The following is a 783-nucleotide window of genomic DNA, read 5'->3' on the forward strand; positions in this document are numbered from 1 at the left end:
GGGGTGTTACTCGGTGGCGGCGGTGATCTTGGCGACGCCGACGAGCATCTCGTCCTGGACCTGGTCGGTGCCGAAGGTGTCGTTGAGCAGGTCCGCGGCGGTGGGGCTGATGTGGACGGTGGTGCCCTCGAGGACGGCGTTGGTGCCCTCCATCTGGATGGGCTTGAGGGTGCCGCCCCAGAGGTTGAAGAGGTAGGCGTCCTCGGCGGCGACCTCGCCGTTGGCGGTGACGGTGCCGTAGAGCTTGCTCTCGCCCGGGTCGATGCGGAAGTCGCTGAGCTCGACGACGGTGTCGCCGGCGGTCAGGCTCAGGCCGGAGCCGTCGTGGTCGATCTCGCCCTGGACGTAAGGGCGGACGTCGCTGTCGGGGCCGTAGTAGTCGACGTTGCCGCCGGTGATGGGGAACGAGAAGGTGCCGTCGGTGAAGGTGGCGTCGCCGACGACTCCGGGGGTGAGGCCGAGGGTGCCGAGGGCGTCGACGAAGGACTGGTCGACGGTGACCTGGGTGTCGACGCCGTTGCTGAGGTCGGCGATCGAGGCGGCGGGGGTCGCGGCGGCGGACGGCTCGGACGAGGCCGAGGACGACGAGGAGGTGTCGGTGGTGTCCTCGGCGCCGGTGGAGCACGCGGCGAGGCTGAGGGCGAGAGCGCCGGCGGCGGCGACGCCGATGCTGCTGCGGACGATGCGCTTGCGGGAGAAGGCGTTCATGATCAGGTCCTTTGCTGTGGTGTGCGTTCCCTGGTGAGGTAGAAGGGGTTCGCCACCGGACGCCGATCGGTTTGG

General features: G+C 69.7%; 1 protein-coding gene. It reads right to left on the reverse strand.

Annotated elements, in window-relative coordinates:
* Positions 1 to 6: 6 nt before the first annotated feature.
* Positions 7 to 708 carry a hypothetical protein gene (locus ACYVHQ_RS14255; protein WP_460514159.1) on the reverse strand — a complete coding sequence of 234 codons (702 nt, stop codon included), beginning with the start codon at positions 706 to 708 and terminating at the stop codon, positions 7 to 9.
* Positions 709 to 783: the final 75 nt, after the last annotated feature.

Source organism: Frigoribacterium salinisoli (genome assembly GCF_054781095.1).

What these genes read in the sequence shown, in the direction of transcription:
- ACYVHQ_RS14255 (WP_460514159.1), bottom strand. Translation starts at nt 708, where the DNA reads ATGAACGCCTTCTCCCGCAAGCGCATCGTCCGCAGCAGCATCGGCGTC.